Origin of the sequence: Providencia zhijiangensis (genome assembly GCF_030315915.2) — a bacterium.
Classification (GTDB): Bacteria; Pseudomonadota; Gammaproteobacteria; order Enterobacterales; family Enterobacteriaceae; genus Providencia; species Providencia zhijiangensis.
Genome location: NZ_CP135990.1, coordinates 3,044,704 through 3,070,710, shown reverse-complemented (window position 1 = coordinate 3,070,710; position 26,007 = coordinate 3,044,704). Strand labels below are relative to the sequence as shown.

Below are 26,007 nucleotides of genomic sequence, written 5' to 3'. Positions count from 1 at the left end.
ACGCTATTGATAGTGGGAAGTTCATTTAGAGCTTCCCACTCTATTTATCGAAGTATGTTTTTCCTGACCACATGATTCCCGCTGTTATTTAATCCCACCTGAAATTATTACCATTCAAATTTGTTATATTTCAATTATTGATACATATATTTTTAGAATTCCATGTCCTTTCGCGATATGATGGCTCGCAAATTTGTCGCAAGATAAATTATTGAATTCCAAATAGTGGTATTACCAGCATATACCTAAAAATACTCGTATAAATCACTAGTTTATAATGATTTATTAAAATAATTTGCTGGTTTTTATTTAGCGGAGAATCTATGTTATTCAGTCGTTGCCGATCATTGCTGATTAGCGGGTTGGCTGTGTGCTTATTACAGGTATCAAACTATGCGAGTGCAGAAGGAACGATCGCACTCCCTGTTCCACCCTTGCTAGAATCCCGTTCGGGACAGCCACTCTTTTTAACATTACAAAAAATCCATTGGTCTTTCGATGGTAAATATTCTGCGGAAGTTTTAGGGATTAATGGTTCTTACCCAGGGCCCACTATTCGCGTAAAAAATGGCGATGATCTCAAGTTAATCTATAGCAATAGATTACCTGATGCCGTTTCAATGACGATCAGTGGGTTGCAGATCCCAGGCACGCAAATTGGCGGTGCAGCGAGACAAATTTCACCAAATGCAGATTGGTCTCCCGTGATCCCTATTCGCCAAAATGCGGCCACGCTTTGGTATCACGCGAATACCCAAGGTAAAATGGGGCAGCAAATCTACAATGGTTTACTGGGAATGTGGATCATTGATGATGATTCCACAAAAGAGTTACGTCTGCCGAAACATTACGGCGTAGATGATTTCCCGATTATTATTCAAGACAAACGTTTGGATAATTTTGGCGTTCCTGAGTATCACATGGATGAGAATGGATTCCTCGGGGATACATTAGTGGTTAACGGGGTGCAAGATCCCTATATCGAAGTGTCTCGCGGTTGGGTGCGTTTACGATTATTAAATGCCTCTAACTCCAGACGCTATGTGATGAAAATCAGCGACGGTCGTCCTTTCGTGATGATAGCGTCAGACCAAGGATTGCTCACGGTGCCAGCCAGCGTTCAAGAACTTTCACTTGCGCCGGGAGAACGCCGTGAAGTACTGATTGATATGGCGAAAACGGCTGAGCTGACCATTACGGCTGGGGAATCTGCTTCGTTGATGGATCGCGTTAAAGGGTTGTTTGAACCGTCGAATAATTTAATTTCCACCAACATATTAACCATTAAAGCGACGGGATTAATGTCATTGGTGACGGACGATGTTCCAAAACAATTAGTCTTGGATACGACACAAATTACCTCTTCGATTACTAACCGTGATATCCAGCTAAATGATCCTGTAGGTATCAATGGCGTGAAATTGGAGACGGGGCGTGTAGATATTACTTCTCGCCAAGGCAGTTGGGAACGTTGGAATGTGAGTAGCCAACAGCCTCAATCTTTCCACATTGAAGGTGTTCGCTTTAAAGTGATCAACTGTAATGGGCAGCCGGCTCAGCCAGATAACTTTGGATGGAAAGATACCGTTTGGATTGATGGGCGCTGTGAGCTACTTGTGCAGATGCTACAACCGTCTTACAACCATTTCCCATTCCTATTTTATAGCCAAAACCTCGAAAAAGCAGATTTAGGCTCGGCGGGGCAGTTGGTTATTACACCTGAAGATGGTAGCAACTAATTGAAAGTCTGTAAAAAAGCCCGCAATTAGCGGGCTTTTTTACTTTAAAAATTAGCTTAATGCTACGCGTATACCGAATGCGACTAGCACTACGCCTAGGACTTTATCCACATATTTTTGTACTTTTGCTAGCCCTTTTCTAACGGGTGCACTTTGAATTAAGCACACCAAAATTGGCCAGTAAATCACTGCAAGACCCCAAATAATAAAGGCGAACCAGAGCTTTTCTGAGAATGTCGAATCCACATTAAGCACTTGAGTAAAAATCGCTAAGAAGAATAAAGTTGCCTTAGGATTTAAGACGTTACACAAGAAACCTTGCATAAAGGCTTTTTTGAATGTGACATGCTCATGCTGATTGGCAGTTAAGTCTACGCTTTGAGCTTTTTGCGGCATTAGGCTTTTAATCCCAATCCAGATTAAATACGCCGCGCCAGCATATTTAAGAATGTTAAATAACCATGGTGTTGTGGTGATCAACACGGCAAGCCCTGCCACGCAGTAAGACATATGAAGTGCAATAGCAACGATAATACCGAGGGCGGTCATCATGGCTGCGGAACGTTGGTAACGCGCTGCATTCTTGATAATTAAAAAGAAATCTGGACCCGGTGAGATCATGCCAAGGGCGGCAATCGTCGCGACCATGATACTGGTCTGATACATAATGTAATCTCTTTATTTTAGGTTGAACTAAACTGAGTAATAAGGGACTAAAAGCGTTGTAAACATCGTTTAGTGCATTGACTTGAGTCGTTCGAGTATAAGGGATTGAGTGGTATTTAAGGAAGATTAAATTTAGTCGACGAAGTATGTCTGTTTCCGTATAGTGTGCACAATTTTTATATTTCGTTTCTAAGGTGGTTAGATGAATATTAGCTTAATCGCAGCAATGGCGTTCGATCAGGTTATCGGCATGGAAAATGCGATGCCTTGGAATTTACCAGGTGATTTGGCGTGGTTTAAGCGTCAAACATTGAATAAACCTGTGATTATGGGACGTGTGACTTATGAAGCGTTAGGTCGTCCTTTACCGCAGCGTGTCAACATTGTTTTGAGCAGTCAAGCAGGCACAGAAACTGGCGTTATCTGGGTTAAATCAGTTGAAGAAGCATTAGAGGCCGCGAAGGCAGTTGAAGGTGCTGATGAGATTATGGTGATTGGTGGTGGTAAGGTTTACCAACAATTCCTGCCAATGGCGAATAAACTCTATTTGACTCACGTGGATGCTGAAGTGATTGGGGATACACATTTCCCTGCTTACGAGCCTGATGAATGGGACTCTATTTTCACTGAATATCATGAAGCAGACGAAGCGAATAGCCATGGTTTCTGCATTGAAGTTCTGACTCGTCGCGTTTAACCGTCGTTTGTCTAGTCAACAAAAATGGCACTGTTAGGTGCCATTTTGCTATCTATTATTCTGGTTTCTAGATAAAACACTCACTCTTTGCGACGTTTTTGGTGAGATTTCTGTCTATGGAATGTTTTAGTTTCCCAGTGAAGCAGCGTTAAATCCCCTCCCCAGCAGCAGCCTGTATCCATTGCATACACATGTTCTGGTGTAAATTTGCCTTCCAGTGATGCCCAATGGCCAAAGAAAATAGCGTAATCTTCAGGGAATTGACTTGGTAGAGAAAACCATGGCTTCAGTGGCGCAGGCGCTTTAGCTGGGCTCTCTTTGCAGATCATATCCAGTTGCCCATTTGGAAAACAATAACGCAGGCGGGTGAGGGCATTGGTGCTGTAGCGCAAACGCGCCAGTCCCATCAAACTTTCAGACCAATTGTTTGGCATGTCGCCATACATAGAGTCAATAAACAGCGGATAGGCATCGCTAGAAAGCACGGCTTCCACTTCGCGAGCGCACATTTTTGCGGTTTCAAGATCCCACTGTGGCGTAATGCCTGCGTGGGTCATGACCATTTTTTGCTCTTCATCGACTTGTAAAAGTGGTTGGCGACGTAACCAGTTGATTAATTCATCGATATCGGGCGCATTGAGTAGCTCATCAAGATGGTCTTTAGGCTTATTGCGACTGATTTTGCAGTAGATGCCAATCAAATGTAGGTCGTGGTTGCCTAACACTAGGCGTGCTGCTGAGCCTAAACTTTTCACATAGCGTAAGACTTGCAATGAATCGGGCCCACGAGCAACAAGGTCACCCGTTAGCCACAATGTATCTTGCTGTGGATCGAAATTCACGCTATCGAGAAGTTCTCGCAGCTCACGATAACAACCGTGTATATCACCTACAATATATGTGGACATAATTAATTAATCAGTGTTGGGATTGCGAGACGAAATGCAGGAATATCAACATGAAAGTGATTTCCTTGATCGCTCAGCATAACGTAATAGCCTTCCATCGTACCCATTGGCGTTTCTAAGATTGCACCACTGGTATAGCGATATTCTTTGCCCGGTAGGATAACGGGTTGTTCACCCACCACGCCTTCACCTTGCACTTCAGTTTTACGGCCATCACTATTGGTAATGAGCCAGTAACGGCTCATTAGCTGTATAGGAATTCGCCCTAAATTGCGGATACAAATAGTATACGCAAACACAAAACGGGCAATGTCGGGCTGGGACTGGCTTTCTATGTAGACACTTTGAACTTGGATGCTCACATTGGGATCATTCAGCATAGTGCCTCCTCAGATTCTCTATTCCGATAAATTACACAGATAGTTTGCCATCTTACAATAGTGCTCAACGGAGATATTTTCAGCACGTGTTCCTGGATCGATACCCAGTTCGGTTAACTGCTCAACGCTGAATAAATCCCCAAGGCTATTGCGGATAGTTTTACGACGTTGGTTAAATGCTTGAGTCGTAATACGGCTCAATACTTTAATATCCTTCACTGGGTATGGATTTTCCTTGTGAGGGATCAATCTTACTACCGCAGAGTCCACTTTTGGTGGTGGTGCAAAGGCGGTAGGTGGGACTTCAAGCACAGGAACAACATTGCAGTAATATTGCGCCATTACGCTTAAACGACCGAAAGCTTTGCTTCCTGGGCCTGCTACTAATCGATTAACCACTTCTTTTTGCAACATGAAATTCATGTCGGAAATTTGGTTGGTGAATGTAAACAGGTGGAACATCAACGGTGTTGAGATGTTATAAGGCAAATTACCAAATACGCGTATTGGCTGTCCAGCTTGTTTCGCCAGTTCACCAAAATCTACGGTCATCGCATCTTGCTGGATGATGGTCAGTTTGTCTTTCAGTTGTGGATGGACGTGCAGACGAGCGGCAAGGTCGCGGTCAAGTTCGACAACCGTCATTTTATCCATGCGGCTACCAACAGGTTCAGTTAATGCACCAAGACCCGGACCAATTTCTACAATGGCTTGTCCTGGTTGTGGATGCATTGCATCTACAATACTGTCGATAATAAATTGGTCAGTTAAAAAGTTCTGCCCGAAACGTTTGCGGGCAAGGTGCCCCTGATGGACTCGATTATTCATGAATTCTTTTGTGTCATTTGGATAGCTAATTTCAATGCGGTGATGAAGCTGCCCGCATCGGCTTGACCCGTACCTGCTAATTCAAGCGCTGTGCCGTGATCGACGGAAGTACGGATAAATGGCAGACCAAGGGTAATATTTACCGCTCTGCCAAAACCTTGATATTTTAACACAGGTAGCCCCTGATCGTGATACATCGCTAATACGGCGTCTGCATCAGTTAAATATTTGGGTTGGAAAAGCGTGTCTGCGGGTAAAGGACCGATTAAGGTAATGCCTTGTTTACGCAAGGTTTCTAGGGCTGGAATGATGGTTTCAATCTCTTCCATTCCCATATGTCCGCCTTCTCCGGCATGAGGGTTAAGCCCACAAACATAAATGTGCGGGTTTTCAATACCAAACTTGGTTTGCAAGTCATGATGCAAAATGGTGATCACTTCATGCAAGCTTTGTTGGGTAATTGCCTCGGAGACATCTTTTAGCGGCAGGTGCGTGGTCGCTAAAGCGACACGTAATTCTTGTGTGGCGAGCATCATCACAACGCGGTCGCAGTGGCTTCTATCTGCGAAAAATTCGGTATGTCCACTAAATGGAATACCAGCGTCATTAATAATGCCTTTGTGAACAGGCCCCGTTACGATGGCAGAAAACTCACCATTCAAACAGCCATCACAAGCGCGCGCTAAAGTTTCGGTAACATATTCACCATTACGAACGTCGAGTTTTCCAGCTTCTGCCGGTACACTCAGTGAAACGGGAACAATCGACAATTGTCCAGCGACAGAAGTCTGTGACTGTTTTGCATCATATCCACGTAAGGTTAATGGTAAATTGAGTGTTTTAGCGCGTTGAAGAAGTAGGTTTGGATCTGCGCAAGCCACAAGCTCGACAGGCCATGCCTGCTGAGCAAGTTGGATCAGAAGATCTGGACCTACCCCGGCAGGTTCACCGGGGGTGATGACAATTGGCTTATTTTGCTTGTTCATCATTAGATTGGCTTTGGCGACCATCAACGATATTCACATAAGCCGCAGCGCGTTGTTCTTGCATCCAAGTCTGCGCTTCTTCGTTAAACTTACGATTGAACAGTAAACGGTACGCTTGATCTTTCTTCGCGGCATCGGTTTTATCGACACTGCGAGTATCTTCTAACTGAATTAAGTGCCAGCCGAAACTTGAAGGTACAGGTTGGCTGATTTCACCTTTTTTCAGTTTCATCAGTGCATCACGGAATGCAGGATCGTAAACATCAGGCATATTCCAGCCTAATTCCCCACCTTTTAATGCACTACCTGGGTCTTCGGAGTTCTCTTTAGCCGCTTCTTCAAATGAAATTCTGCCGTTACGGATCTCTTGAGCCAGTTGAGTCAGTTTTTGTCTTGCTGTTGCATCATCCATAATTGGTGATGATTTCAGTAAGATATGACGCGCTTTCACTTCGGTGACGGAAATTGGCTGGTGAGTATCACCAGTAACGTCATTGACACGTAAAATATGGAAGCCTACACCGGAACGAATTGGACCAACGATATCGCCTTTCTTCGAGTTTTTCAGTTGGTCAGAAAAGACTACTGGCAGCTCTTGCAGACGTGACCAACCCATGTTTCCGCCTTTCAGTGCTTGAGGGTCAGCAGAATAAGCAATCGCTAATTTACCGAAATCAGAGCCTTTTTTCAGGTCAGTTAAGATTTTATCAACTAACGATTCTGCTTTTGATAACTGTTCAGGCGTTGGGTTCTCTGGCAGAGGGATCAGAATGTGACTTAAATTTACGCCTTTCTGGGCGTTCATTTGAGAATCCATTTGCTCAGCTAATGCATCAACTTCTTGAGGCAAAATGGTGATACGGCGGCGAACTTCGTTGTTACGCACTTCCGCTAACAGCATTTCCTTACGGATTTCGCTGCGGTATTTACCCATATTGATGCCATCCGCAGTCAGACGTTTTTCCATCTGCGGTAAGGTTAAATTGTTTTGGCGAGCAATATCCGCAATAGTTGCATTCACGGCTTCTTCAGGGATATTAATCTGCATTTGGTTAGCCATCTGCAACATGATGTTATCCATAACCAAACGGTCGATGATTTGCTGGCGCAGGGTTTGATCATCAGGAACTTGTTGATTTGCATTACGTGCATTCAACTTCACTGTATTGATCATATTCTGGACGTCGCTTTCAAGTACAACTCCGTTGTTGACAACCGCAGCCACTTTATCCATTTGCTGTGGCGCAGCTAAACTTGCAGAGCTTGCGAACATCAGTCCCAGAATAAGCGTTCTCCAATTCTTCATAATGGTCCTATAAAATTGACTTTTATTCCGCATATGCGGGCTAATCGTGATCGTTATGTTGTTTGTTATCAGAAAGCACGTTGATAAGGAATAATACCTTGTTTCAACATCTCCTGACTACCTAAACTATGATTGTTATTTAGGCCTCTAAGTTCCACGTTGATAGACCATTTATTGTCATATTCGCTGTTGAACTTCTCTTTTTGCCAACCCACAATCTTACGTTCATACCCTAAATTCACCGCCCAGCAGCAGGCATTGTATTGTAATCCGACAAGCTGGCTGGCGGATTGTTGCTGTTTTGTATCGTAATAATAAGAGCCGACAAAGCCCCAATTATCACTTAATGGCCAGCTCACCACGGTACCTACTTGTGAAATACCTTGTTGGTACTCTGGTAATGTGTAGGTATAACCACCCGCAGTATCTTCACGGCGGAACGTTGCTTGAATATAGTCACGGTCAACAAAACGGTAATTCAGCTGAATCAGTCTATCGGCATCAAAGCGATATTCGGTAACCGCATTCCCCATGGTGACACTACCCAGACGACGGTCATATTGTAAGCCACCGCGAACACCCCAATTTTCATCAATGTGCCACATGGCATCGGTTGCCCACATTAATGAGCCTGTATCACTCTTATCATCGATTTTCAGGTTTGAGTTACCCGCACGAGGGCGTTCAAAATAGTAAATCTGTCCGACGGAGAAATTGAAGCGCTCAGCTAAGTTTTCATCATAAATACGGGTGGTTAAACCGGTTGTGAATTGGTTAGCAGAAGCGATACGGTCTAAACCACTGTAAATACGGTCGCGGAACAGACCTGTATAGTCAGACTGTAATAATGAGGAGTCGTAGTTATTGATATTGTCCTGATCTTTATACGGAATATATAGATACTGGACTCGCGGCTCTAATGTTTGGACAAAATCACTGCCTTGGAATAAGTCGCGTTCAAATACCACTTTCGCATCGCTCTTAAACATTGGCAGCACACGGGTGACATTTTTTTCTAAGCCGCTATTTTGTTTTACATCAGGAATATCTTGGTCGTAATGCGTCGCCATCAGCTTAATGCTGTTGTTCATTTGCGCCCAACCGTTAGACAGAGGCATACTGACTTCTGGCTCAATATGCAAACGGGTCGCATCTGGGTTATTTTCACCTACGCTGGTAAAACGAGCCGCTTGTGCATAGGTATGGAAATCCAACATACCGACGTTATTTTGGTAATAGTTGAAATCGATTTGTGGCTCAGCTTTATAAGCTCGCTTGTTTGGGTTATCCACAAAGATTTGGAACTGTTTGTGGGACACTTTCATGTTCCAATTGGTATCAGAATAACCGACGTTAAATTTCTGCGTGGCATAACCATCAGTGGTGCTACCGTACTGAGAGCTAAAGTCAGTAAAGTATTGGGGATCACTTACCTTGGTGTAGTCGGCACCAAAGTTCCAGTGTTGAGCAAAGGTCCCTGAATGGCGCCAGTAGAATAACCAACGGTCATCACTGTCACGGGCATCACGTTTTTCATTCTCTTTGTCTTTGATATAAGCGCGGTCGTGATTAATAAAGTCGAATGCGACGGTACCCGTACCTGGAGTGATTAAATAACGGAATTCGTTATTTAATTTAACGCCTCGGTGGGTCATAAATTGTGGCGTAATCGTCGCATCGTAATTTGGCGCGATGTTCCAATAATACGGCAGCGTGAATTCTAATCCGTCGTTGTTTGAATAGCTTCCCATTGGGATTAAGAAACCAGAACGGCGTTTGCTACCAATTGGTAACTGCATATATGGGCTATAGAACACAGGCACATCTGCGATACGGAAACGAGCATGCCAAATTTCTGCGACTTCTTCTTCGCGGTCAATAATCACTTCAGAGCCTGCAACGCTCCATGTATTACTGCCTGGTAAGCAACTGGTGAAAGTCCCGTTTTCCATAATGGAATAGCGGTTTTCACCTCGCATTTTCATTTTTTTCGCATCACCACGACCTTGACGACCTACCATCATGTAGTTACCGTCATCAACGTCAGTATTTTTATTATCTAAGTTTGACCACGCTGAAGGGCCTTTCAGGATAATTTGAGGGTCATCGTAATGAACATTCCCCGTCGCCGTCACTTCACGAACCGGTTCTTCACCCTCTTTTTGGGTTTGTGTCAGTTTAACGTTATCTGCTGTGAGAGTCTGGTTGCCCTGCTGAATATCAACGTTACCAGTATATTCGACAAAATTAGGGTATTCCCCTGTGACATCGTCAGCTTGAATTTCAATCGGTAAGCTATTTGGATCACCAGAGATAATAGGTTTGTCATAAACAGGCACTCCAAGCATACATTGTGCTGCAAGATCAGCATGTGCTTGCTGGCTATAAATAGCCGCCCATACCATGGTGGCGATTATTGTGGGATAACTTTTCTTCATCATTAAATAGGGAGTCCGTCAAATGGGCACAGTCGGCAAACGCTCAAAGACTATCTTAGCCAATCCGTTTTCGCCAGTATAATATCAAAACTGGCGTAAACGTGGTTAGCAACTTGTTAGGCTCTTTATCGTTATGCACAAAAGCAGAATGGATAGTATGATAATGCAAAATTGCATTCTGAGCATTGAAGAATTGAGGGATATATGCACTATTGGGGTAAAATTATTGGGGTGATACTCGCTATTGTCTCCGGTTTAGGGTTTTGGGGAGCATTAGCCGGCTTACTGATTGGGCACGGTTTTGATAAGGCTTCGGCTCAACGTAAGTTCGCTGGCGCCTTCAATAAGCGCGATAGACAAATTATTTTCTTCGCAAGTACCTTTCAAATATTAGGGCATTTAACCAAGTCAAAAGGGCGTGTCACCGAGACTGATATCCAGTTAGCATCGAACCTAATGGACAGAATGCAACTGCACGGAGAAACTCGCAAAGCCGCCCAACAAGCCTTTAGAGAAGGAAAATCCCCAGACTTTCCACTGCGTGATGTTCTTAAACAATTACGTATGGCTTGTTATGGTCGTTTTGACCTTGTTCAGATGTTTCTGGAAATTCAATTGCAAGCGGCTTTCGCGGATGGAACCTTACATCCTAACGAAAGAAAAGTGCTATTTATCATTGCGGAAGAGCTGGGTATCTCCAAAATTCAGTTTGAGCAATTCTTGGATATGATCCAAAGCGGTCGCCAGTTTGGTCATGGTTATTCCCAGCAGCAGTCAGGGGGCTATTATCAACAAAATAATGGCCCTACGCTGGAAGATGCTTGTAAGGTGCTCGGGGTTTCTGTGGATGATGACCCAACGAAAATTAAGCGAGCGTACCGTAAACTGATGAGCGAACATCACCCTGATAAGCTCGTTGCGAAAGGGTTACCGCCAGAAATGATGGAAATTGCCAAGCAAAAAGCGCAGTCAATTCAGGCAGCTTATGATCTTGTTAAAAAAGAGAAGGGTTTTAAATAACTTTGAGTTTTTAAATAACTTAAGCTTTTAAATAATTGAAGCGCTTAAATCGCCTAAGCGCTTCAATAAGATTAAAAATCGGGCGGGTAAGTAAAATGCATTGGTGTGTCATACTCTGGGTGAGTGATATACAGCTCTTGAGCATGTAACTGCAAACGCGGCGCTAATGCTAAAGCTTCTTCATGGGCATAAAATCTGTCACCAAGAATAGGGTGCCCTAACGCAAGCATATGCACACGTAGCTGATGAGACCGTCCCGTAATTGGCGAAAGTTTGACTCGCGTTGCCTGCTCTTCATATTCTAAAACTTGGTATTCGGTTTGCGCCGATTTCCCCGTTTCAAAACAGACTTTCTGCTTAGGTCGATTCGGCCAGTCACAAATCAGCGGCAAATCCACCAAACCCTCTGGTTTTTCCAAATGACCCCACACGCGAGCAACATAATGTTTTTTCGGCTCACGCTCTCTAAACTGACGCTTAAGTTCACGCTCAGCCGCTTTATGCAGCGCCACCACCATAACACCACTGGTTGCCATATCTAAACGGTGAACAGACTCCGCTGCAGGGTGATCCCGCTGAATGCGGCTCATGATGCTGTCATGGTGCTCTGGGGCTTTTCCTGGCACGGAGAGTAAGCCGCTAGGTTTGTTGACTACAATAATATGCTCATCTTGGTAGAGTATGTGTAGCCATGGTTCAGTTGGCGGGTTGTAGGGTAACATTTCTTTTATCCTTCATTCTTCACGCTGTAGCGGTGTTGGCTGCTCTTAGCTACCCTAGTCACATACTGATGTGTGCTCCTAGGGATATCTTCGTTTTCCGCTTACTGATTCCCCGTTATACTTCGCGCTACAGGGGTGTTGGCTACTCTCAGTCACCCTAGTCACATACTCGCGTATGCTCCTAGGGATATCTTCGTTTGCCGCCTACCTGTAACTCGAATTATTTAGGGGAATGTCGATTGCAAGCTAAGCAAAAAAAAACAACATTCTCTACTGATGCGTGACAACCACTAAGCGGATAGCGTCGAGGCGCCATGAAGCTTGGTCGATGTTGGTCATCAATTGGCGACGCTCTTCCTCGATAATATCGAGTTCTTCATCACGGATATTTGGGTTAACCGCTTTTAGCGCTTCCAAGCGAGACAGTTCCAGAGTCAGGGCTTTATCAGCCGCTTCTTTAGCATTCTCAATAATGGATTTCGCTTCTTTCTCGACCATCGGCTCAGAGAGGCGTAATACAGAATGCACCTCGTTTTGTACTGCATTGACCAACTTGCTCGCCATATGACGGTTGATGGCATTTAATTGGCGGTTAAAACTCTCAAACTCCACTTGTGAAGAGAGGTTATTGCCTTTTAAATCAATTAATAAGCGAACTGGAGTCGCCGGTAAGAAACGGCTGATTTGCAGATGTTTCGGCGCCTGTGCTTCTACCACATAAACCAGTTCGGTCAACAAGGTACCCACTGGCAACGCTTTGTTTTTCAAAACAGAAACCGCACAGCTACCCGTATCGCCGGATAACACTAAATCTAAACCGTTGCGAATAATCGGATGTTCCCAGCTAATAAACTGCGTATCTTCGCGGGAAAGTGCTTGTTCACGGTCAAAAGTGATAGTGCAGCCATCTTGCGGTAACCCTGGGAAGTCAGGCACTAACATATGGTCGGATGGCGTGAGGATAATTAAGTTATCGCTCTTATCTTCTTGGTTGATCCCAACAATATCAAACAGGTTCAATGCAAAGTTAACCAGCTCGGTTTCGTTATCACCTTCACCAATCTCTTCGGCTAATTTATTACCTGCTTCACCGCCATTTGAGTGCATTTCCAGCAAACGGTCACGACCTTGCTCTAGCTGTGCTTTGAGTGCATCGTGCTCTTCGCGGCAGGTTTTAATAAATTCATCAAACCCGTCAGTGATGGTTGGCTCAGCCATAAATTGCAGCAGTTGTTGGTAATATTTATCGTAAATAGTACGACCGGTAGGGCAAGTATGCTCGAAACCATCTAAACCTTCATGGTACCAACGGATCAACACAGCTTGTGCGGTGTTTTCCAAGTAAGGCACGTTGATCACGATATCGCGGCTTTGACCAATACGATCCAAACGACCAATACGCTGTTCAAGCAGGTCAGGGTTGAATGGCAGGTCAAACATCACTAATTGGTTAGCAAACTGGAAGTTACGGCCTTCTGAACCAATTTCAGAGCACAGTAAAACTTGTGCACCTTCTTCTTGTGAAGCGAAATAAGCTGCCGCGCGGTCACGTTCTAGCAGGGATAGATCTTCGTGGAATACCGCCGCTCGGATCCCTTCACGCTCACGCAGAACTTGCTCAAGCTGCAGTGCTGTGGCGGCTTTGGCACAGATAACCAGTACTTTTTCGTGGCGATTCGCAGTTAAGAAGCCCATTAGCCATTCAACACGTGGGTCGAAGTTCCACCAAGTGGCGTTTTCGCCTTCAAATTCTTGGTAGATTTGTTCTGGATACAGCATCTCTTTCGCGCGAGTTTCCACATCCTTTTTCGTGCCCATAATGCCAGCGACTTTGATTGCCGTTTGGTATTGAGTTGGTAGTGGCATTTTTAAAGAATGCAATTCACGGCGTGGGAAGCCTTTGACACCATTACGGGTGTTTCTAAATAACAGGCGGCTAGTACCGTGTCTGTCCATCAGCATATGGATCAGTTCTTGGCGAGCGGCTTGACTGTCATCGCCTTCAAGATTCGCGGCCTTTAATAACGGCTCAATATCTTGTTCTTTAATAAGCTCGCTGAGCAGGTTTTGCTGATCATTTGTCAGCTTATCACCAGAAAGTAGCAGTGAAACTGCATCGGCGACAGGGCGATAATTTTCTTGCTCGGCTAGGAATTCTTGGTAGTCATGGAAGCGGCTAGGGTCGAGGAGGCGCAAACGCGCAAAGTGGCTCTCTTGACCTAATTGCTCCGGTGTTGCTGTTAGCAGTAAAACGGAAGGAACATGCTCAGCTAAGGTTTCAATCACTTGATATTCACGGCTTGGGGCAGTTTCGCTCCATTGCAGATGGTGAGCTTCATCGACGACCATCATGTCCCAGCCCGCTTCGACGAGTTGGTCAAAACGCTGTTTATTACGACGAACAAAATCCAGAGAACACAGAACTAATTGCTCAGTTTCAAATGGGTTATCGCTGTCGTGTTGGGCTTCGCTGTAGCGGCTATCATCAAACAGGGAAAAACGCAGGTTAAAACGGCGCAGCATTTCCACTAGCCACTGATGCTGTAAGCTATCTGGGACAATGACCAATACGCGCTCAGCACGACCTGCCATCAATTGTTGATGGATTATCATACCCGCTTCGATGGTTTTCCCTAAGCCCACTTCATCCGCCAGTAAAACTCGGGGGTTGTGGCGCTTACCGACTTCGTTAGCAATATGCAATTGGTGCGGGATCAAACTCGCGCGGATACCACGCAGACCCGTAGATTGGTGTTTAACTTGTTCGCTTTGGAATTTACGTGCGCGAAAACGCAGAGCAAAACGATCCATACGATCGATTTGACCGGCGAACAGTCTATCTTGTGGCTTATTAAACGTTAGCTTGCTATCAAGGAACACTTCTCTTAGGCTGACATCCGCTTCTTGGGTGTCTAAACGCGTTCCTGTGTAGGTCAATAACCCTTTATCTTCTTGAATACTTTCAACTTGTAGCTGCCAACCTTCGTGACTGGTGATGGTATCACCTTCGTTGAACATCACTCGGGTAATTGGGGCATCACTACGTGAGTACAGTCGATTTTCCCCAGTGGCAGGGAAAAGCAACGTCACCATACGGGCATCAATAGCCACGACGGCGCCTAACCCAAGTTCGCTTTCTGTGTCGCTGATCCAGCGTTGACCAAGAGTAAATGGCATAGGTTTAATTTAATTCCATAATTTTGATTGTTTATTTTTAGATGTTTAAGACAACTAACCGGTGTCTTTGCCCAGTGTTGATATAACGGTTATATACCAAGGGTGATGCGAAATTTTTTTAATCGTTTTGCCGTTTGGCAATTATAGCTCTTTTCTCTTTCGAGTCGCGCTGCTCGAATTATGATGAGTATAGCCGATTTTCTCGCCAAGCTGTGCGTATAACAGGTCGAGATATCAAAGGGGCGTTATATTAATTCAACATTCGCTTATCGTCACCTGTTAAAAATGCGGCAATTGTAATAAGAATTGTACAATTCTCGCTGTTCGTTAGGCTTTAAAACAAAAGATTGATTTGCCCAGTCAAAATGGCGTCAAAATCATCTTGCAGAAATGGCAGAATTCCATCGGCGATAGGTTTGATTTGCTTAAGAATATAGTGCTCATAGTCAGGTTTCGCGGTCACGGTCTCTAAGGGTTCAGGGCCTGCCTGAGTAATGAGATAGCTGATCCACCCGCCATTTTGATACTGCAAAGGGCGCTGTAATTTCAAATTATATTCATCGGCTTGACGGGCAGCGCGCACATGAGGCGGCACATTACGTTGATAATCTGACAATTTACGCCGTAGCCGCTTGCGGTAAATCAAGCGATCGTCATATTCTCCTGAACGAATGGCATGAATATAGTCACGAATAAATTCCCGATAAGGCTGGCGATAAAAAATGCGCGTATACAGCTCTTTTTGGAAGTTTTGTGCGAGGGGCGTCCAGTCAGAGCGAATAGTTTCTAATCCCTTAAAAACCATCGTATCTTGGCTTAAACCCGCATAGCGTTTTTTACTACCTTGGTCTGTGCCTCTAATTGTTGGCATCAAAAAGCGCCGATAATGGGTTTCATACTCAAGTTCGAGCACGCCATCAAGTTGCCACTCTTCTTTAAGATGCTGTTTCCACCAATTATTCACATGGTCACGCAGTTGATAACCCACTTTTTGGGCTTGTTCATCGGTATGGGGATCTCGCAGCCAAACAAAAGTGGAGTCAGTATCTCCATAAATCACCTGATACCCTTGGGATTCAATCAATTGTTTGGTAATTCGCATAATTTCATGACCGCGCATGGTAATTGACGCGGTTAATCGTGGATCAAAAAAGCGGCATCCATCGGCACCCAAGACCCCCGCAAAAGCATTCATAATAATTTTGAGGGCTTGAGAAAGTGGGGCGTTTTTTTGCTGTTTGGCTTTATCACGGCCTTGCCAAATGTGGCTAACAATATCTGGTAAGCAATGGGTCGTACGGGAAAACCAAGCACCGCGAAACCCTTCAACAGAGTGTTCAGGTTCTGGGTGTGCAAGCCCTTCAATCATGCCAGCTGGGTCTATTAAAAAGGTGCGAATAATAGAGGGATACAGGCTTTTGTAATCAAGCACCAAAACGGAGTCATACAAACCGGGCTGTGAATCCATCACGAACCCGCCGGGGTTAAGCTGAAATTTTTGCTCTGAGAGTGTGGGGGCAACAAACCCTAAACGGTGTAGCCGAGGAATATATAAATGGGAAAAGGCGGCCACAGAGCCCCCCATGCGATCGGCTGCTAATCCTGTCACCGTCGAACGCTCTTGCAAGAACGCCATTAAATCGGTTTTTTCAAAGATGCGATGCACCAAAATACAGTCTTGAATATTGTAATGAGCGAGGGCGGGTTTATCGTGAGCAAAGCGGCGGTTAATTTCATCCATGCGATCATAAGGAGTATCGATGGCTTTCCCTTCCCCAAGTAGCTGCTGAGCAACGGATTCCAAACTGAATGAACTAAAACTCCACGTTGCCGATTTTAACGCATCAATACCATCGATAATTAAGCGACCTTCAGCAGAGGCAAAAAAGACGCCTTGCTTAAAACCGTGTTCTCGCCATTCGAGTTTTTTCCCTTGCCGACCGAGTAACAGAGGGATGCCATAGCGCTCCGCATGCTTTTGTAAGACTTGCAAATCAAACTGGATCAGGTTCCAGCCGATGATGGCATCGGGATCGTACTGTTGCAGCCATTCGTTCAGTCTTTCAAGTAATTGAGGGCGGCTCGTGGCATATACGAGTCGATGTTGGTCATTCAGAGCTGGGCCTTGTTCGGGGCCAAGCATAAACACCACATTATCACCGCAGCCAGACAATCCAATCGAGTAAAGCTCTCCATGTTGGCTCGTTTCAATATCGAGGGAAACGGCGCGCAGTGTCGGGCGATAACCTTCACAGGGTTTGAGTTGATATTTCCCCTGATGATTGCGAGAAAACCACACGGGTGCGGTAATAAAGCGCTCCATTAAATAACGCTCACAAGGGCGAATATCGGTTTCCAGCAGCTCAACACCTAGCGCTTGGCAGTTTTTATCCAGATTTTGTAATTGACGATATTGCTGGCAATAGATGGCATAGACTTTTTCGCGTTTAAAATCCCGCAGTTCAACGGCGCGATAACTGATATCGGCTTGCCCTTCAATTAAATGGCGTACGAGCGGAAACTTGGATTCAGGTAAAAAACCGACCGCTTGCTGATAGGGAACAATAACTTTTTGCGGCTGATTATCCGTAAGTAACCAATAGCTTACCTCGACACCGTATCGGGTATCTCGCCAATGGCGGCTAAGAATAAAGCCTTTTTCAGCGGGGGTATTTGACTGAGGCATAAAGGAAACTCGCGTAAATAATCTGCAAATTAATATACGCGAGTAGTGGGAATTTATACAGTATTATTTATCGAGCTAATTAGAAATGCCCAATAATGCAGAAGCGTCGGTTTTGCCTTGTAACAGTGTTTCAGTATCGCCGTCATACACAATCGCACCATCGGCAACCACTAAGCTGCGAGGGGCGATTTGTAGTGAGTCTTCAATACTATGGGAGACCATTAATAACGTGATGGATTTACTCACGCAAACGTCATTGAGCAATTGCAGCATTTCGCTGCGTAATGCAGGGTCGAGAGCAGAAAATGGCTCATCCAACAATAAAATCGGTTGGTTACGAATTAAACAGCGGGCGAGCGCGGCTCGTTGACGCTGCCCACCGGATAATTGCGCCGGTGTTCGGTCTAAACAGTCGGTTAAACTAACCTGCTGTGCCATTTGTTCGACGTCAGCCATTTGTGATGCACTCAAACGTAAGCTCGGTTGTAAACCTAACCCAATATTTTGCCTCACGGTTAGGTGAGCAAACAGGTTATTTTCTTGAAATAACATGGAAACAGGGCGTTTAGCTGGGGGGGTAAATGTATGATTTTCACCATTTAAGGTGATAGTGCCGCTGCGAGGAAATTGAAACCCACTGATTAGGCTGAGCAGCGTGCTTTTGCCTGCGCCACTAGGACCCATTACGGCAACTCGTTCCCCCGAAGTTACCACAATATCAAAATGCATATTTAGGTTATCGTATTGATAATCCAGATTTTGTAATTCAATCATGAGTTTTCCCCGATAGGCGTTCGAGCAGGCTAAACAGGCAGAAACAGAGTAACAGCAATAACATCGCGGTAACCGCGCCGTCATTGGTTCGATACGCACCAATCTGCTGATAAAGATAGTAAGGCAAGGTGCGGAACTCTTCATTACCAAACAAGGCGACCACGCCAAAATCCCCAATCGAAATCACGCAAGCGAATGCTAATGCTTGTGCGATAGGTTTGCGTAATGCTCGCAATTCAATGATCTTAAATCGATTAAAACCAGTAATTTCGAGTGATTGGCATAATGGGTTATAGCGTTGAGCCAGATCTCGCATTGGGTTATCCAGCACTTTGAGCGCGTAAGGGATAGCGAGCAAGGCGTTAGTCATGATCACCAACGGATAAGGCGTTTCGGGTATTCCAATGGTTTCATTAAAAAAGATAAAAAAGCCAGTCGCCAGCACAATGCCCGGCATCGCCAGAATAATCAGCCCGCTTAGCTCAATAGCTTGTCCAAGTTTTAATGCATTTCTTAAACGCAGTTCACGGCTACTCCACAGCAGCATTAGCGTGAGGATCACACACAGAACTCCCGCACAGAGTGCAATAAACAGCGAGGTGGACGTGGCTTGCCATAACGCAGGTTGCTGTAAAACATCCAGTAATTGGCCGTTGAGCCCATCAACAATAACTGCTAATAACGGCGGAATTAATAGTAAAATAGCTGCGGCGATCACCAGCCAGTCACGTAGACGGCGAAATAGATTGTCAGCAGGATCAAACCACGATGTTTGGTGGCTAAACCCAACGGAAAAAGCATGGTTAATACGTTGGCAAATAAGCATTAATCCTACGCAACATCCCAGTTGAATCAACGCAAGTAGTGTGGCACGTCCTAAATCAAAGTCGTAACTCAGCGCTTGGTAAATTGCGAGTTCGATAGTGGTCGCGGCAGGGCCGCCGCCCAGAGCCAGTACCGTCGCAAAGCTGGCAAAGCACAGCATGAAAATCAGCGCGCCTGTTGGCAACATTTGACGGCGTAAATAAGGCCACTCTAGAATGGTAAATTGTTGCCACTCATTGAACCCTAATTGAGCGGCACTTTGCCGTTGTTCAATCGCAATATTTTCAAGGGATTGAAGTAACATGCGGGTGGCGAGCGGCATATTGAAAAAGATATGTGCTAATAAAATGCCACGCAGACCATAAGGGGAAAACTGATAGTCAACACCGAGCCATAGGCACAACTTTGCTAGCCATCCGGTTTGCCCATATACCGACAAAATACCGAAAACAGCGACGAGAACTGGCAAGACTAAGGTCATTGCACACAAGCGGAGCAATAGCGTTCTTCCCCAGAATCGTCGGCGATACAGAGCTCTTGCAAGAAAAATAGCGGGAATAATGGAAAAAATCGCGGAAAGTAATGCCTGCCAAAACGTAAAACCGATGACATGCCATAAATAATCGTCGTCGATTATCTCGCTGAGGGAAATTTCAGGTGCGAAAAACCACAGAGCCCCAAAAGCGAGAAGGGCAACGACGATTAAAAGACCGGAGGCTATTACCCCCGGTAATAAGGTTAAATTGATTAACGACTGACGGCGGTTTGCCATAAACGCGTCCACGTTTGACGTTCTTTAGCCACTTCCGCCGCACTAAATTGCAGAGATTTAGCAGGTAGTGGTAGCACGTTATACACTTCAGGCAACGGCATATCGATAACCGGATACATCCAGTTAGTAGTTGGTAATGTGCCTTGGAATTCAGGAGTTAACATAAACTGTAAGAACTGTTTTGCCAGCTCTGGCTGCGGGCTGTGTTTCAATCTTGCCGCCACTTCGACTTGCATATAATGCCCTTCATCGAACAGCGCCGCTGCGTAGTTGTCTTTCTTATCATTTAAAATTTGGTAACCCGGCGAAGAGGTGTAGCTCAGGACAAAATCTCCTTCACCTTTTAAGAACAGCCCATAGGATTCACTCCAACCTTTGGTCACGGTCAGTGTTTTGGCTGCCATTTTTTTCCATGCATCAGCTGATTTATCGCCGTAGATTTTCTCAATCCACAACATCAACCCTAAACCAGGGGTGCTGGTGCGTGGATCTTGGTAAATGATTTTCCAATTATTTTTGCTATCAAGCAGTTCGTCCATACTTTTTGGCGGTTGCTTGATTTTATTTGTGTCATAGATAAAGGCGAAATAACCATAATCATAAGGAATGAATGTTTTGCTTGTCCATTCGATAGGTAATTTAAGCGCATCCGTTTTGATATCTGCAGGGGCAAATAAGCCGGTTTTTTCTGCGGAGTCGAGTAAGTTGTTATCTAACCCTAAGATAATGTCGGCTTTGCTTTTTTCCCCCTCCATACGTAGGCGATTCAGTAGTGCAACACCATCCCCTAGAGAAACCAGTTTTAACTCACATTCGCATTGTGCTTCGAAATTCTTTTTGATTTGCGGGCCTGGGCCCCATTCCGCAGCAAAGGAATCATAGGTATACACCGTCAACGTTGGTTTTTCGGCAGAGGCGAATGCAGCGAAACTTAAGGTGGTTAAAGCAATGAGTGAGGTAAAGAGTTTATTTTTAGTCATTTTAATTCCTGCGTAAATCATAAAAAAACACAGGATTTGAGGAGGGACCGATACAATAATTTGTAGGCGGTAGCTCAAATCCCTACGCCGGTATTAGCCGGATCAGGTTCTACGGGTTATTTCTCAGCCCAAATGGCACCCCGTTGAGACGCAGACTATTGTAATTACTTCAGACATATCTGCAAACTGTATTGATATAGGTTTACCAGTTTGGGTATGTGTGAAACAATTAGGCATCTTTCAAATTTGGTTATTGAGGTAGTCTAGTGATCGATGATGATGGCTACCGCCCGAATGTAGGAATTGTAATTTGTAATCGGCAAGGTCAAGTCTTATGGGCTCGCCGTTATGGTCAGCATTCTTGGCAATTTCCTCAAGGTGGGATTAACCCGGGGGAATCGCCAGAACAAGCGATGTATCGTGAGTTATACGAGGAAGTCGGACTACAGCGTAAAGATGTAAGGTTACTTGCATCTACCCGTAATTGGTTACGCTACAAATTACCTAAGCGTTTGGTGCGTTGGGATACAAAACCTGTTTGTATTGGACAGAAACAACGTTGGTTTTTACTTCAACTCCAATGTAATGACGCCGATATAAACGTGCAGCGCAGTAAATCGCCAGAATTTGACGGCTGGCGGTGGGTCAGTTATTGGTATCCTGTTAGGCAAGTGGTCTCTTTTAAGCGCGAAGTTTATCGCCGTGTGATGAAGGAATTCGCTCCCGTAGTTATGCCTTTGCAGGAACAGAAATTACCACAACGACCTGTTTTTAATAATCGTAGGCGCGGAGTTAAGTAAGCCTATGTTGACGCGTTTACGTGACATTGTCGAAAAGGTCGCGATGGCGACCAGTCTCACTCAAGCTCTTGAAGTTTTGGTCAACGAGACGTGCAAAGCGATGCGCACTGATGTGTGCTCGATTTACTTAGCCGATCATCCTCGCCAATGTTATTACCTAATGGCAACCCGCGGGCTGAAAAAGCCTAGCGGGATTGCTATTCGTTTAGGATTCGATGAAGGGGTTGTTGGCGCTGTCGGTCGGCAATCGGAAATGTTGAACCTTGCCGATATTCGCGAACACCCGCAATTCAAATATCTTCCCCAACTCAAAGAAGAGCAGCTCAAAGCCTTTCTCGGCGTGCCTGTCGTTTATCGACGCCAATTGCTGGGCGTACTGGTGGTTCAACAGCGAGAAAAACGGTTATTCAGCGAAACTGAAGAGTCCTTTATGGTCACGCTATCGATGCAGTTAGCGGTGATATTATCCCAAGCGCAAACAAAAGGTATTTTCGGGCAATATCGCCAAAACCGTCTCAAAGCTATTCCTGTTTCTCAAGGAATTTCGATGGCTTATGGCTGGCAAGATACCTCTCAACCTTCTTTAGACAATGTGTATCAAGCGACCACATTAAATATTGATGAAGAGCGTCAACGCTTGGTGATAGCGCTGGAAAGTGCGGCAGCAGAATTTCGTCGTATTAGTAAGCGGTTTATGGCGAGTTCATCGAAAGAAAGCGCGGCTATTTTCGACCTATATAACCACTTACTTAATGATCCCCAACTGAAAAAGCGGTTATTTACGGCGATCAATCAAGGCGCGGTGGCTGAGTGGGCGGTGAAAACCGTCATCGAAGATTACGCTTTGCAATTCTCACGTTTACGTGACCTCTATTTAAGAGAGCGCGGCTCCGACCTTCGTACCTTAGGGCAGCGCTTATTATTTCATCTCGATGATTCACTGACACCAACCAGCCAATGGCCAGACCGTTTTATCTTAGTGGCTGATGAGCTAAGTGCGAGCGTTCTTGCTGAATTACCGCTTGAGCAATTAGCGGGTGTGATTGTGCGCGATGGTGCAACTCACTCTCACTCTGCGATTTTGATCCGAGCGATGGGGATCCCCGCGATTATGGGGGCGGATATTGAGCCTTCTTTATTACATAATCGCCATCTGATTTTGGATGGTTATCGTGGCGAAGTGTTTATTGAGCCGGAAAACTTCATCGCACAGGAATACCAGCAAATTATTGAAGAAGAAAATGTGCTTAGCAGATTAGCGGAAGGCACACTTTCTCAAGATGCAGTACTCAAAAACGGTGAGCATGTGGATATTTGCCTCAACGCCGGATTGAGCCCTCGCTATGAACAGCAAATTCATGATGGGGTGGATGGTGTTGGACTCTACCGAACCGAACTGCCATTTATGCTGCACAACGGTTTCCCATCTGAGGATGAACAGAAGCAGTTATATCGGGATGTACTGCAACTTTTTGCAACGAAACCTGTGGTATTAAGAACTTTAGATATCGGCGCAGACAAGCAACTGCCTTATATGCCGATCAGCGAGGAAAATCCTTGCTTAGGGTGGCGCGGGATCCGCGTGATGCTGGATCAACCTGAAATATTTTTGATCCAACTGCGCTCTATGCTGAGAGCTAACCAAGATACGGGCAATTTACGTATTTTATTGCCGATGATCACTAGCATTAATGAAGTGGATGAAGCTATCGGGCTGATTAATCGCGCCAGAAATGAAGTGAGCCAACAACTCGGAAAATCGATTGATTTACCTCCAATTGGCGTGATGTTGGAAGTACCTTCACTCCTGTTTTTGCTGCCAGAGTTAAAGCAGCGAGTTGATTTTATTTCAATAGGTACCAACGACTTTACACAATATTTACTTGCCGTCGACCGTAATAACACTCATGTGGCGGCGCTCTATGATAACCTGCACCCTGCGGTGGTGCGTTTTCTATCCATGGTATATATGGAATGTCGGCGTATAGGTTTGCCGATTAGTGTGTGCGGTGAAATGGCGGGGCAACCATTAAGCGCTATGGTGCTGATTGCATTGGGTTATCGTAGTTTGAGTATGAGTGGGCGCAGTGTTCCTCGCATGAAATATTTAATTCGTCAGCTTGATCCTCAATTGATGGCTGAGTTAGTACCTGATTTGCTCAGTGCAGAAACCAGCGAAAATGTCCGGCATAAGATCAGCGAGTTTATGGAAAGAAATGGACTTGGTGGTTTTGTGCGTGGCGGGATCTAGTTTGATCTTCTATGTTATTAATATGTAATTATATGCGGACAATAACCTCGTGTTATTATGCGGCATAATTTTTGACTCAATTATTTTAAAGTGGGGAACGATGAGTAACAGCTACTTAGCATTTCCGGAAATTGATCCCGTAATGTTCTCGATTGGCCCAGTCTCTTTGCACTGGTATGGTTTTATGTACCTTGTCGGATTCGTTTTTGCGCTATGGCTAGCAGGGCGTCGCGCCTCTAAGCCAAACAGCGGTTGGACAAAAAATGAAGTCGAGAACTTGTTGTACATTGGCTTTGTCGGTGTATTTGTGGGTGGACGACTTGGCTATGTTTTCTTCTATAACTTGCCTGTTTTCTTAGATGACCCTCTGTATCTGTTCAAGGTATGGGATGGCGGGATGTCCTTCCATGGCGGTTTGATTGGGGTTATCTGTGCCATGATGTGGTTTGCCTATCGCACGAAACGCCGTTTCTTACAAGTTTCTGATTTTGTTGCACCTTTGATTCCTTTTGGTCTTGGAATGGGGCGTATCGGTAACTTTATTAATGGCGAGTTATGGGGTCGCGTTACCCTAGATACACCATGGGCGTTTTTATTTCCTCACTCAAGAAGTGAAGATATCCAACTTGCGGCACAAGATCCGTCTCTGTTGCCTATTCTCGAGCAGTACGGTGTATTGCCAAGACACCCATCCCAGCTGTATGAGATGGTTTTAGAAGGCATCGTTTTATTCCTGATATTGAATTTATTTGTACGTAAACCTCGCCCAATGGGGAGCGTATCGGGTCTGTTCCTTATCGGTTATGGGGCATTCCGTATCATCGTTGAATTCTTCAGACAACCAGATGCACAGTTAGGTTTATTCGGTGGCATCAGTATGGGGCAAATCCTCTCGATTCCGATGATTATTATCGGTGTATTGATGATTATCTGGGCTTACAAATACGGTAAAAATATCCCTGCCCATAAGCCTGCTAAAAGCGTTGATAGTAAGTAGCGTTGATAAAAAATAGCGCAGATAGCAAGTAGCGTATATAGCTAGTCACGTAGGCAGTAAATAACGCAGACAGTAAATCACGTTAATAAGCAGTAAATTAAGTCATTTTCGGTTTGTGTTATTGAGGGATATTCGATAGCACAAACCGCCTGTATTTCGGAGTAAGAGAGCCACTATGAAGCCGTATCTTGAGTTATGCCAACGTATTATCGATGAAGGTCAATGGGTTGAAAATAAGCGCACTGGTGTCCGCTGTTTAACCGTGATTAATGCCGATCTCGAATATGATGTGGGCAACAATCAATTTCCTTTAATTACAACGCGCAAAAGCTTTTATAAAGCCGCTATTGCCGAGTTATTAGGGTACTTACGTGGCTATGATAATGCAGCGCAGTTCCGTGAAATTGGTTGTAACACTTGGAATGCCAATGCTAATGAAAACCAAGCATGGTTAGATAACCCGCATCGTAAAGGTGAAGATGATATGGGGCGCGTTTATGGCGTCCAAGGCCGATCATGGCAGCGTCCTGATGGCTCTCATCTTGACCAATTAAAGAAAGTGGTTAATAACCTGAAAAACGGTATTGATGACCGCGCCGAAATCGTGACTTTCTATAACCCCGGAGAGTTCGAAATGGGCTGCTTACGTCCTTGTATGCACACCCATACGTTTTCACTACTTGGCGATACGCTGCATTTAACCTCTTATCAACGTAGCTGCGATGTGCCTCTTGGCCTCAACTTCAATCAGGTCCAATGCTTTGTTTTACTGGCTTTAATGGCGCGTATTACGGGTCATAAAGCAGGTAAGGCTTATCATAAAATTGTGAATGCACATATTTATGAAAATCAACTGCCTTTAATGCGTGATGTTCAATTAAAACGTGAACCATACCCATCTCCAAGCTTAACGATTAACCCTGCAATTAAATCATTGGAAGATCTTGAAACGTGGGTAACAACTGATGATTTCACCTTAGACGATTATCAGTGCCACGAAGCAATAAAATATCCATTTACGGTCTAATGCGGGTGGATTGATATAAAGGCATAGA

20 protein-coding genes and 1 riboswitch are annotated in these 26,007 nt (G+C 44.8%); of the genes, 7 read left to right on the top strand and 13 right to left on the bottom strand.

Translation table 11 applies throughout. The features are described from left to right. The first annotated feature begins 323 nt into the window (after positions 1–323). Positions 324–1,739 (top strand): cell division protein FtsP, encoded by a 1,416-nt coding sequence (gene ftsP / locus QS795_RS13975; protein ID WP_286270575.1) that lies wholly within the window; start codon positions 324–326, stop codon positions 1,737–1,739. A gap of 51 nt (positions 1,740–1,790) precedes the next feature. Here ftsP and QS795_RS13970 read toward each other — a convergent pair whose 3' ends face one another. Beyond that, a complete protein-coding gene (locus QS795_RS13970) occupies positions 1,791–2,405 on the bottom strand; it encodes a LysE family transporter (protein ID WP_154638760.1) in 615 nt (204 codons plus the stop codon). Between the two features lie 202 nt (positions 2,406–2,607). Here QS795_RS13970 and folA point away from each other — a divergent pair, with 202 nt between their 5' ends. After that, entirely contained in the window at positions 2,608–3,102 is a 495-nt protein-coding gene (gene folA, locus QS795_RS13965; protein ID WP_036956287.1) for a type 3 dihydrofolate reductase, read from the top strand. Positions 3,103–3,182: 80 nt separating this feature from the next. Here folA and apaH read toward each other — a convergent pair whose 3' ends face one another. The 6 genes from apaH to lptD form a co-directional block, all read right to left on the bottom strand. Further along, positions 3,183–4,010, bottom strand: coding sequence for a bis(5'-nucleosyl)-tetraphosphatase (symmetrical) ApaH (gene apaH, locus QS795_RS13960; protein WP_154603379.1), 828 nt, complete (start codon positions 4,008–4,010; stop codon positions 3,183–3,185). A 2-nt stretch (positions 4,011–4,012) separates the two neighbouring features. Continuing rightward, positions 4,013–4,390, bottom strand: coding sequence for a Co2+/Mg2+ efflux protein ApaG (gene apaG / locus QS795_RS13955; protein ID WP_036956291.1), 378 nt, complete (start codon positions 4,388–4,390; stop codon positions 4,013–4,015). An 18-nt stretch (positions 4,391–4,408) separates the two neighbouring features. Next, a complete protein-coding gene (rsmA, locus tag QS795_RS13950; protein ID WP_036956293.1) occupies positions 4,409–5,218 on the bottom strand; it encodes a 16S rRNA (adenine(1518)-N(6)/adenine(1519)-N(6))-dimethyltransferase RsmA in 810 nt (269 codons plus the stop codon). After that, positions 5,215–6,207, bottom strand: a complete 993-nt coding sequence (pdxA, locus tag QS795_RS13945; protein WP_318626549.1) for a 4-hydroxythreonine-4-phosphate dehydrogenase PdxA — start codon at positions 6,205–6,207, stop codon at positions 5,215–5,217. Before pdxA ends, rsmA begins: the two co-directional genes overlap by 4 nt. Next, complete coding sequence (gene surA, locus QS795_RS13940) at positions 6,188–7,510, bottom strand: peptidylprolyl isomerase SurA (RefSeq protein ID WP_036956295.1); 1,323 nt, start codon at positions 7,508–7,510, stop codon at positions 6,188–6,190. Before surA ends, pdxA begins: the two co-directional genes overlap by 20 nt. A 68-nt stretch (positions 7,511–7,578) precedes the next feature. Next, the gene (lptD, locus tag QS795_RS13935) at positions 7,579–9,948 is read right to left on the bottom strand and encodes an LPS assembly protein LptD (RefSeq protein ID WP_318627186.1); all 2,370 of its coding nucleotides are present in this window, start codon (positions 9,946–9,948) and stop codon (positions 7,579–7,581) included. Between the two features lie 204 nt (positions 9,949–10,152). On the opposite strand from lptD, the gene djlA reads away from it, so the two are divergent. Continuing rightward, positions 10,153–10,968 (top strand): co-chaperone DjlA, encoded by an 816-nt coding sequence (gene djlA / locus QS795_RS13930; protein WP_132496534.1) that lies wholly within the window; start codon positions 10,153–10,155, stop codon positions 10,966–10,968. A 71-nt stretch (positions 10,969–11,039) separates the two neighbouring features. On the opposite strand, the gene rluA is transcribed toward djlA, so the two are convergent. The 6 genes from rluA to thiB form a co-directional block, all read right to left on the bottom strand. After that, entirely contained in the window at positions 11,040–11,690 is a 651-nt protein-coding gene (gene rluA, locus QS795_RS13925) for a bifunctional tRNA pseudouridine(32) synthase/23S rRNA pseudouridine(746) synthase RluA (RefSeq protein WP_286270585.1), read from the bottom strand. Between the two features lie 270 nt (positions 11,691–11,960). Continuing rightward, on the bottom strand, positions 11,961–14,867 hold the full coding sequence (gene rapA, locus QS795_RS13920) for an RNA polymerase-associated protein RapA (protein ID WP_286270586.1): 2,907 nt from the start codon (positions 14,865–14,867) through the stop codon (positions 11,961–11,963). A gap of 334 nt (positions 14,868–15,201) precedes the next feature. After that, positions 15,202–17,553 (bottom strand): DNA polymerase II, encoded by a 2,352-nt coding sequence (locus QS795_RS13915; protein ID WP_286270588.1) that lies wholly within the window; start codon positions 17,551–17,553, stop codon positions 15,202–15,204. A 75-nt stretch (positions 17,554–17,628) separates the two neighbouring features. Continuing rightward, complete coding sequence (thiQ, locus tag QS795_RS13910; protein ID WP_154603373.1) at positions 17,629–18,327, bottom strand: thiamine ABC transporter ATP-binding protein ThiQ; 699 nt, start codon at positions 18,325–18,327, stop codon at positions 17,629–17,631. Then, entirely contained in the window at positions 18,320–19,924 is a 1,605-nt protein-coding gene (gene thiP / locus QS795_RS13905) for a thiamine/thiamine pyrophosphate ABC transporter permease ThiP (RefSeq protein ID WP_318626548.1), read from the bottom strand. Before thiP ends, thiQ begins: the two co-directional genes overlap by 8 nt. After that, positions 19,900–20,904 (bottom strand): thiamine ABC transporter substrate binding subunit, encoded by a 1,005-nt coding sequence (gene thiB / locus QS795_RS13900; protein WP_154603372.1) that lies wholly within the window; start codon positions 20,902–20,904, stop codon positions 19,900–19,902. Before thiB ends, thiP begins: the two co-directional genes overlap by 25 nt. Positions 20,905–20,965: 61 nt before the next feature. Next, a riboswitch (TPP riboswitch) is annotated at positions 20,966–21,057 on the bottom strand. A 113-nt stretch (positions 21,058–21,170) separates the two neighbouring features. On the opposite strand from thiB, the gene rppH reads away from it, so the two are divergent. From rppH to QS795_RS13880, 4 genes are all read left to right on the top strand, one after another. Next, positions 21,171–21,704, top strand: coding sequence for an RNA pyrophosphohydrolase (gene rppH / locus QS795_RS13895; RefSeq protein ID WP_006659219.1), 534 nt, complete (start codon positions 21,171–21,173; stop codon positions 21,702–21,704). Positions 21,705–21,708: 4 nt separating this feature from the next. Further along, positions 21,709–23,955 (top strand): phosphoenolpyruvate--protein phosphotransferase, encoded by a 2,247-nt coding sequence (gene ptsP, locus QS795_RS13890; RefSeq protein WP_286270593.1) that lies wholly within the window; start codon positions 21,709–21,711, stop codon positions 23,953–23,955. Positions 23,956–24,055: 100 nt separating this feature from the next. Then, positions 24,056–24,952 (top strand): prolipoprotein diacylglyceryl transferase, encoded by an 897-nt coding sequence (lgt, locus tag QS795_RS13885; protein ID WP_154603370.1) that lies wholly within the window; start codon positions 24,056–24,058, stop codon positions 24,950–24,952. Between the two features lie 175 nt (positions 24,953–25,127). Then, a complete protein-coding gene (locus tag QS795_RS13880; RefSeq protein WP_154603369.1) occupies positions 25,128–25,979 on the top strand; it encodes a thymidylate synthase in 852 nt (283 codons plus the stop codon). Positions 25,980–26,007 lie beyond the last annotated feature (28 nt).